The sequence below is a fragment of the Fervidicella metallireducens AeB genome (genome assembly GCF_000601455.1).
In the GTDB taxonomy this organism is placed as follows: domain Bacteria; phylum Bacillota; class Clostridia; order Clostridiales; family Caloramatoraceae; genus Fervidicella; species Fervidicella metallireducens.
Genome location: NZ_AZQP01000064.1, coordinates 1 through 8,902 on the forward strand (window position 1 = coordinate 1; position 8,902 = coordinate 8,902).

Sequence of the window (8,902 nt, forward strand, 5' to 3'; positions counted from 1 at the left end):
CCAAGAAAAACTGGGGGGAATAATAATGAGGAAAATATTAATAACCGGGGCTCTTGGACAGATAGGATCAGAGCTTGTTATGTATATGAGAAATATTTACGGAAATGAAAATGTAATTGCAAGTAATATTACAGCAGATGGTTCTAAAAAGGTTTTAGAATCCGGACCCTTTGAAATTGTAAATGTTTTAAATCCTCAGCAGATTGCCGATGCAGTTAATAAATATAAAGTAAATACAATAGTTCATCTTGCTTCAATTTTATCAGCAGTAGGAGAAGCAAACCCAGTAGCTGCATGGAATTTAAACATGGGTGGACTTTTCAATGTCCTTGAGGTTGCAAAGGAAAATGGATGTTCAGTTTTCACCCCTAGCTCAATTGCAGCATTTGGGCCATCAACACCTAAGGACAAAACACCACAGGATACAGTTCAAAGACCATCAACTATGTATGGAATAACCAAGGTTTCAGGAGAACTTTTGTGTGACTACTATTTTAAGAGATTTAATGTAGATGTAAGGGGAGTTAGATTCCCAGGGCTAATATCATATGAAACATTACCTGGTGGAGGAACTACTGATTATGCAGTACATATTTATTATGAAGCAATAAAAAATAAGAAGTATACCTCATATATAAAAGAGGGTACATATATGGATATGATGTATATGCCAGACGCATTAGAAGCAATTGTAAAACTTATAGAAGCAGATCCAAAAAGGCTTAAGCACAGAAATGCTTTTAATGTAACATCTATGAGTTTTGAACCAGAGGAAATAGCTAGGGAGATTAAAAAGCATATTCCTGAGTTTGTTATGGATTATGATGTTGACCCAATTAGACAGGGGATTGCAGATTCCTGGCCAAATTCCTTAGATGATAGCGCTGCAAGAGAAGAATGGGATTGGAACCCCAAATATGATCTGGCAGCAATGACAAAGGACATGTTAGAAAAATTAAGTGTTAAATTAGGTAAGTAGATTTAATTATACATTTTCAATTATAGCTGGTAGATAGTTAATATTTTTAATTGAAATTTACTTAATATCTATCAGCTTTCTTTATTTTGTCAAGGATTTATTGTATTTTAAAGAGATTTGCAAATACTATTTAATTAAATTATAATATTATTAAGAGAATAGTAAGGAGGAATAAGGATGATAATAAAAATTTTAGGTTCAGGATGTATGAACTGTAAAAAATTATACGAAAATGCAAAGGCTGCTGTGGAGGAAACAGGAGTTGAAGCAGAAATAGTTAAGGTTGAAGATTTTAAGGAAATAATGAAATATGGAGTTATGAGAACACCAGCTATTGTAATTAATGAAAAGGTAAAGGCATTTGGAAAGGTTTCAACAGTTAGTGAAATTAAAACATTTATAGAAGATGCAAGATAGGGATAATTTTTTAGTATCCCTTTTTTCATGTTAAAAGGAATTTACCTATTTTTATAGAAAATATAAGACAACAGAATAAAATTGGGGGAGATAGAGATGAAGGTTTTATTAACTGGGTTTGAGCTTTGGGGGAGAAAAAATAAATCCATCCTATGAGATTATAAAAAGGATTAAGGATAATATAGGTGGTGCTGAAATTATAAAGCTTGAGGTTCCTGTGGTTTTTCACAAATCAGCAGAAACTGTGATCAAAAAAATAAATGAAATTAATCCTGATTATGTTATTATGTTAGGTCAGGCAGGGGGTAGACATGAAATTTCAATAGAGAGAGTTGCTATTAACATTGATGATGCATCGATACCTGATAATGAAAATAACAGACCTATTGATGAAGCAATTGATAAGGAAGGCCTTCCAGCATATTTTTCAACTTTACCAGTAAAAAGAATCATAAGGGTATTAAGGGAAATGGGTATACCTGCAAGTCTTTCAAATTCAGCTGGAACTTATGTATGTAATCATCTTATGTATAGCATATTAAATTATATTTATAGCAATAAACTTAATATTAAGGCAGGTTTTATTCATATTCCATATATAATGGAGCAAGTTGTAAACAAACCAGGTACGCCTTCAATGACCTTGGAAGCATTGATTCAAGGAATAGAAACAGCTATTAAAGCCGCTATGCGGGACTCTGATGATATTAAAGTTTCAGAAGGTAAGATATGTTAAAAAACAGCCCCTTTTGGGGCTGTTTTTGACTATATGAGGGGAATTTATTATCTGTTTCTTGGTTCAAAACTTCCACAATCTGTTTCTTCTTTACATTTTGCTGGATGATTGTGGTGAACAATATTTATGTGTTGAAGGGAACAATAGTTTTCATTACCAGCATGATATTTACATTCAGAAACATTACATCCTATATTTTTGTTTGCGTTCATGAAACACACCTCCTAAAAAACTTCCTATACTATTATTTGCTTTTCTAAAAAAATTATTCAGCTAACCCTATCCGCTCATAGAGGAACTTTCCTTTGCATATAATGTATAAATTAAAAGTTTAATGTAGATAAATGATATTACTAGAGGTGCAAGAGAATGAAATATCTCACAAATAAAGTATTGCTGAAAATTTTTGAAGATATATTGATGAATTTGGCTAACGATTTTATTTGGAAAATAAAGGAATAAACATCTATGAAAAGAATATATTTATCTAATGGAATTATAAGTTTATTTTATTAAGAATGTGGTGAGGGTTATGTTGATTAAAAAAATAGACATAGGAAAATTAAAAAACAGAATTAAGAATATACCTGCTTTAAAAATTAAAGTTATATGTACAATTTTACTTATAAGTATTATAGCAATAAGCTCTGTTGCCATTACTAAAGCACAGATTACTTTTGGCAGCAGTGCAAATATACTAAATAAAATGAAAATAGAACTTAAGGATAATTTAGTTTATCCATCATTCTATAATTTTTATGATGATAAAATATATTATGTAAGCCTATATGATCGGCATATATACAAAATTAATAACGATGGAAGTAAAAGAGAAAAACTTACTGATGATAGAGTTGATGATAATGGTATTATAGTAAATGGACAATGGATATATTATGTTAACTCAGCCGATGATTTTAGATTTTACAGGGTAAAAATAGATGGTACATCAAGGGAAAGACTAAGCAGTGATAGTATGGTAAAGTTATATGAAAGTTTTGTTAAATATATGGGGTATGTATATTATACGGATAGTAATGGTACTTTGCACAAATATGATTCTGATGGTAAAGAAATAGCAGATATATGTGAAAATGAACAAAATATAGTTTGGAAATTTACCCTTTATTCAAAGGTGTATGGTGATTATTTATATTCCTGGGACTATGATGGAATAAAGAGAACAAATTTATTAACAGGAAACACAGAGGAAATAACAAAGGATTCAATATACCCAATGGTTGAATTTAAAGATGGATGGATATATTATATAAACAATTTAGATTATAAACTATATAAAATAAAAACAGACGGAAAAGATAGAATAAAGCTAACTGATGAAGAACTGATAATTTCAGGACCTGATTATGATATGGGAAGGTTTACAGTTATAGAAGATTCAATTTATTATCTATATAACAACATGATATACAAAATAAAAACAGACGGGACAAATAAGAATCTTATTGTTGATGGAGCAAAGGATTTTACAACAAATAACAAATATATCTATTATATTGATGAGTTTGATAATGGTAGTCTATATAGGGTAAATTTAGAGGGCAGAGAAAGGAATAAACTTATTAATGGGTCATTTGGATATTTACTTGAAATAAAGGACAACAAACTTATATTTGTAGCTAAATCTGAAACAGTTACACAACCATCCTTAGGACGACTATTTATTTTAGATTTAAAAAATAATAAGGATTTTGAATTAAAATAACACAGGCACCAATGAGGCACCAATGAGGGACATATAAGTATTGTTATAAATAAATTAGAACATCTCTTTCAAAGGAAATGTTAATTCCATACTAACCTTTGAGAAGGGGTGTTTTTTTATGAGAAATATATATAAGTAAAAATCAAAAATTTAATAACAACAAGAAGTAAATGTCCCTTATTACTTTTTTATCATTTATTTTGGTGAATAAATTACTATTTTTATAGTACAAAATAAGTCATAGGTAAAAATTTAAGATGTATGGAGGAAGGAAGATGAAATTAATCTCAGGTAAGATATTTTGGAGCAATAAAAACAGAATTCTAAATACATATCAATATTTAAGTGAAGATGAAGAGTGTGATGTTCTAATAGTTGGTGCAGGGATAACAGGAAGTATTTGTTCATATTATCTGACTGAGGCAGGTGTAAAAACAATTTTAATAGACAAAAACATAATTTCCTACGGCAGTACAAGAGCTTCTACCTCTTTGCTTGAGTATTCTGTAGATTATGATATAAGAGATTTACAAAATCTTATTGGAATTGAAAATGCAGTTAAAATATATAGACTATGTCATGATGCTGTTGGGGAAATCGAGAGCATAGTTAATAAACTGGCAGATAGATGTGATTTCAAAAGGCGAGGATGTTTTTATTATACTGATAAGGTATCAGACTATGATTCTATTAAAGAAGAATACCTGCTAAGAAAGGATTGTGGCTTTGATGTAGAGTTTTTTGACAAGGAGTTATCAAAGGATAAATTTTCATTTACAGTAAAGGCAGGGATATATACTAGAGGGGGAAGTGGAGAAATAGATCCTTACAGATTTGCCCATGCATTAATAAAAAATGGATTAAATAAAGGACTGAAGGTTTATGAAAATACAGAGGCAGTTGAGTTTATACAAAATAGTAGTGGCATAATAGTAGAGTGCAGAAACAACAAAAGGATAAAGGCAAAAAAAGTTGTAATTGCAATTGGTTATGAGGCTAAAAAACTTATTAAGGAAGAAGAAATAAAACTAAATAGAACATACACATTGGTAACAAGACCAGTTTCAGGTTTTGAAGGCTGGTTTAACAGATGTTTGATAAGAGATAACAAAAGTCCATATACCTATTTGAGAACCACTAATGACAATAGAATAATTATAGGTGGTGAGGATAGCAGCTTACTAGAACTTTCAGATAGTGAATTTATAGTAAACAGAAAATATAAAACTTTAGAAACAAGACTAAAGACTATGTTTCCTAAAATATCGGATATTGAAATAGAATATAGATTTAATGGTATATTTGCAGAAACAGGGGATGGTCTGCCTTATTTTGGAACGCACAAAAAGTTCCCTAATTTCTATTTTCTTTTAGGATACGGTTCTAATGGTATTTTGTATGGGATTTTAGGTTCTAAGATTATTAGAGATTTATATCTTGGAAAAGAAACACCAGATTTAAACTTATTTAAATTTGGAAGATAAACCGTTTAATTAATAATATAATTTTTGAATATCTAATATTTGTAGTGGTTGCTTAATATATATATTATATGGGGGTGAGGAGATGAAAAGAATTTTATTAATAACAACAATACTTGTATTATGTGTTTTTGTTATCATTTTTGGAAATTTAATATTTGTAAGAAGCAATAGTGTGTTGAAATACCAAAGAAATTCAATTGATAATTCAAATATAAATAATGTTTCACTCTCAATTAAATCGGAAGAAAATAAAATGGATTCAGTAAATGCAAAAAAACACAATCCTGTTTTATCTGGTAATAGCGAATTGTCATCCCCTTTAGGATATGAAGACTACAGTAAAGGTAAGGCTGAAAGCACCCATTATGATAAGCAGGGTAATACTTCAAAATCAGATAAAAATTTGTATCAAATAATAAGAAGATTAAAGGACATGATGCTTACAAAGGGATACAAATAATAAAAACGGGGCTTAAGAGCCCCTTTTTACTGCTTTTTAATGTTATCAGGATTAGTATAGAAATTCTTATTATCATTAAATTTAGTAACATATTCTTCAAACTTGGCTGAAATCTCTTGAAAATTTCCATCCAGTTCAATAAAATCTATTTCAGTCCGATAATTTCCAGATTGTTCAAGTTTTGTCAGTGCAGATTTAAAATCCTGACAATAATAGTTATAAGATTTTAGTATTTCTTCAAATAATTTATGACTATCAGCCAGGGCAGCAGGCACAGAAATTTTACTGTATTCACTCTTTATTGTAGCCAGATTTGATAATTTGTTTTCAATTGCCATATATACAGATTCAATTGATGTTTCATTGTTTTTCATAGCCATTAAGTTGTCATTTAAATTAGTTAACTCAACATTTAAGCTTTGGATAACCATTTCCATTGAATCAAAATATGTAGTATATTGCTCTAAAAGTCTATTCTTTTCTTCGTGCTTTTTATATTCAACCAATGTAATTTGATTTAGAACCTCAGGAAGATTTGTTATTTCATTTGGAAGCTTAATTGTTGCCTTTTTTGCATTACTTTTTTCATAAGTAATCTTAATTTCATCAATTAACTTTGATAAAGTATCTATGGCATTGAATGCATCCTTGGAATTTGAGTTTTTAAGTATCAGATTTGTCTGGTTATATAGTTTTTTATTTAGAGATATAGCTTTTAAGTAATTATTAAAATCCATATTGTATTGAGCTGGCGGATTATATTTCTTTAGTCTATCTAATGAGTCTTGAATTTTTGATTCAGCTTCAATGACAGAGGATTTTAATTCATTGATGTTTTCAGGATTATTGCTGTTTGAGTTAAGTTTTTTTATAGTTTCAGTAATTAACGAATTTGCTTTATCTATATTTTCTTTTTCAGAGTACAAGGTATTTATATATTGGAAACTAACTCGGTTTGACATATAATAATACGTACCAAACATAATAGCAAGACCAAGTAATACTGTAGATAAGGCAATATAAATTTTCTGACGGCTTTTCCTGTTTGTTTTATTTCTAGTAACCTTGTCCATACTTTCACCTCCACAAACTAACTTATAGTCCTTTAGAAAAATACTTAATGTGTTACCATCAAAAGATTTTTCTTTTTTGGTCTAATTAGAATTATTATTTTTTATATATTATGCCTTAATAACTATTACTATATTGTTATATTCTACTATATATTCTACACCTATGAAAAAATTCCTTCAATAATGCTTTTTCACATCCTCTAAAACCCGTTAATAGAGGTTTTGATTAATTGTCTAGTATTATAGTTTAATAAATTATTATACCGAATAGGGACAGTAAAAAATAGTTAAGAAGAAATAGGATATAAATTTACAAAGCCTCCTATTTTATAAACAGAAAAATTATTAAATGTCCCTATTTTTATGACGCAATAGGAAATCCATTAACATATAATGGATATACCTACACCTGGGAAATGGGACGCCAATTAGCTGGCATCTCAGGAAATGGAATAAATGTCTCCTTCAAATACAATGCTGAGGGAATTAGGACAGAAAAAACAGTAGGAACAGTAACAACAAAATATCATCTTGTTGGGGATAAGGTAACATTTGAATCAAATGGAACCGATACAATTTACTACTCCTACGACAGCAGCGACAATCTAATATCCATGAAGCTAAATGGAGCAGAGTACTATTATATAAGGAATGCTCAGGGTGATATATTAGGGTTGTTAGATGGTACAGGAACTCAGGTGGTTTCATATACCTACGATTCATGGGGCAAGCTAATATCAATAGAAGGAAGCTTGAAGGATAGTGTAGGGGTTAAGAATCCTTATCGATATAGAGGCTACAGATATGATGAGGAGATGCAATTATACTATCTAAATTCACGTTACTACAATCCAGATTTAGGAAGATTTATTAATGCGGATGCGATAGCAGGTTCTAGAGGAGTATTATTATCTCATAATGTATTTTCTTATTGTTTAAATAGTCCTGTAAATCAAGCTGATAAAGGTGGTTTTATCGCACCATGTGTAGTATATGCAGCATATATGTATGCATGTAGTATTACATCTTCAACGGATACAATGAGAGATCTTCAATTTATAGCAAACGATTTAGCTGAGGGGGATTATTTAGCAGCAGCATTAGATTTAATTGGTGTTCTTGTTCCTGGAGGAACGGGATTTGGACGATTATCAAAACCAGCAAGAAAAATAATAGGTAAATTACTTGGGTGGACAGACAAAGTAGCACAAACTAGTGGAATTGGTTTTAAAACTTTTAAGGCATTAAAAAAATATCTTGGTCCTGCAGGTAAAAATAAAGTATGGCATCATATTGTAGAGCAGTGTCAGATAGGAAGGTCTGGATTTAGTGCTACAAAAATTAATAATACTAAAAATGTAATAGCGATTGATAACGCTACTCATGCAAAAATAAGTGCATATTATTCTTCAAAGCGACCATTTACGCATGGTAAAACTGTGAGAGATTGGTTATCAGGACAAAGTTATGAGGCTCAATATAAATTTGGAATGAATGTACTTAGACAATATGGAGTAATAAAATAAAGAGGTGAGTTATTTGAATAAAGACATGATAGAATTAATAGAAGAGTTTATAGAAAACGCAATTATTCATGGTAAAGCAACATATGATGGAGATTATAAGAGAGGAAATAAGGCAGGTGACAAGCTTTTTGAAATTTGTCAAATGATGAAAGAAAATATTGGACTTGCACAAAATATGTTAGATATATTGCTTTGTAATGATGAACCAAACGTAAAAATATGGGCTTGTAGTATTGCCTTGGATATGGGGTATAAGGTGATAGAGGTAGAAAAAATGTTAAGAAAACTTTCAGAGATGCCAGAGATAGGAATTTTAGGATTTGATGCTAAGATGATATTAGAGACAATGGATAAACTTTAAACCGCATAGGGACAGTAAAGAATAGTTAAGAAGAAATAGGATATAAATTTACAAAGCCCTTGCCTTGCCCTGTCAAGGAGAAACTAGTCTTTTGTCTTGTGAAAGTTGAGTAACATATAATTTAAACTTATACAAAGGAT

At 30.0% G+C, this 8,902-nt stretch carries 9 protein-coding genes and 1 pseudogene; 8 read left to right on the top strand and 2 right to left on the bottom strand.

Going from position 1 to position 8,902, the window contains the following annotated elements:
- Positions 1 to 25: 25 nt before the first annotated feature.
- The 3 genes and pseudogenes from Q428_RS12860 (at position 26) to pcp (ending at position 2,132) form a co-directional block, all read left to right on the top strand.
- Positions 26 to 979 carry an L-threonine 3-dehydrogenase gene (locus Q428_RS12860; protein ID WP_035381579.1) on the top strand — a complete coding sequence of 318 codons (954 nt, stop codon included), beginning with the start codon at positions 26 to 28 and terminating at the stop codon, positions 977 to 979.
- 177 nt (positions 980 to 1,156) lie between these two features.
- The gene (locus Q428_RS12865; RefSeq protein ID WP_035381567.1) at positions 1,157 to 1,396 is read left to right on the top strand and encodes a thioredoxin family protein; all 240 of its coding nucleotides are present in this window, start codon (positions 1,157 to 1,159) and stop codon (positions 1,394 to 1,396) included.
- Positions 1,397 to 1,492: 96 nt separating this feature from the next.
- Positions 1,493 to 2,132, top strand: a pseudogene (gene pcp, locus Q428_RS12870) (pyroglutamyl-peptidase I).
- A 47-nt stretch (positions 2,133 to 2,179) separates the two neighbouring features.
- Here the strand turns inward: pcp and Q428_RS15020 are convergent.
- Positions 2,180 to 2,344, bottom strand: coding sequence for a DUF1540 domain-containing protein (locus Q428_RS15020; RefSeq protein ID WP_084478372.1), 165 nt, complete (start codon positions 2,342 to 2,344; stop codon positions 2,180 to 2,182).
- A gap of 320 nt (positions 2,345 to 2,664) precedes the next feature.
- Here Q428_RS15020 and Q428_RS12875 point away from each other — a divergent pair, with 320 nt between their 5' ends.
- From Q428_RS12875 to Q428_RS12885, 3 genes are all read left to right on the top strand, one after another.
- A complete protein-coding gene (locus tag Q428_RS12875; RefSeq protein WP_035381569.1) occupies positions 2,665 to 3,858 on the top strand; it encodes a DUF5050 domain-containing protein in 1,194 nt (397 codons plus the stop codon).
- Positions 3,859 to 4,133: 275 nt separating this feature from the next.
- Positions 4,134 to 5,342 (top strand): NAD(P)/FAD-dependent oxidoreductase, encoded by a 1,209-nt coding sequence (locus Q428_RS12880; protein ID WP_035381571.1) that lies wholly within the window; start codon positions 4,134 to 4,136, stop codon positions 5,340 to 5,342.
- 82 nt (positions 5,343 to 5,424) lie between these two features.
- Positions 5,425 to 5,802: a hypothetical protein gene (locus Q428_RS12885; protein WP_035381573.1), complete on the top strand. Its 378-nt coding sequence runs from the start codon at positions 5,425 to 5,427 to the stop codon at positions 5,800 to 5,802.
- Positions 5,803 to 5,828: 26 nt separating this feature from the next.
- Here the strand turns inward: Q428_RS12885 and Q428_RS12890 are convergent, their stop codons facing one another.
- Positions 5,829 to 6,875 (bottom strand): hypothetical protein, encoded by a 1,047-nt coding sequence (locus tag Q428_RS12890; RefSeq protein WP_035381575.1) that lies wholly within the window; start codon positions 6,873 to 6,875, stop codon positions 5,829 to 5,831.
- Between the two features lie 416 nt (positions 6,876 to 7,291).
- On the opposite strand from Q428_RS12890, the gene Q428_RS14685 reads away from it, so the two are divergent.
- Entirely contained in the window at positions 7,292 to 8,401 is a 1,110-nt protein-coding gene (locus Q428_RS14685) for an RHS repeat domain-containing protein (RefSeq protein ID WP_051515171.1), read from the top strand.
- A gap of 13 nt (positions 8,402 to 8,414) precedes the next feature.
- Positions 8,415 to 8,762, top strand: a complete 348-nt coding sequence (locus tag Q428_RS12900; RefSeq protein ID WP_035381577.1) for a hypothetical protein — start codon at positions 8,415 to 8,417, stop codon at positions 8,760 to 8,762.
- Positions 8,763 to 8,902: the final 140 nt, after the last annotated feature.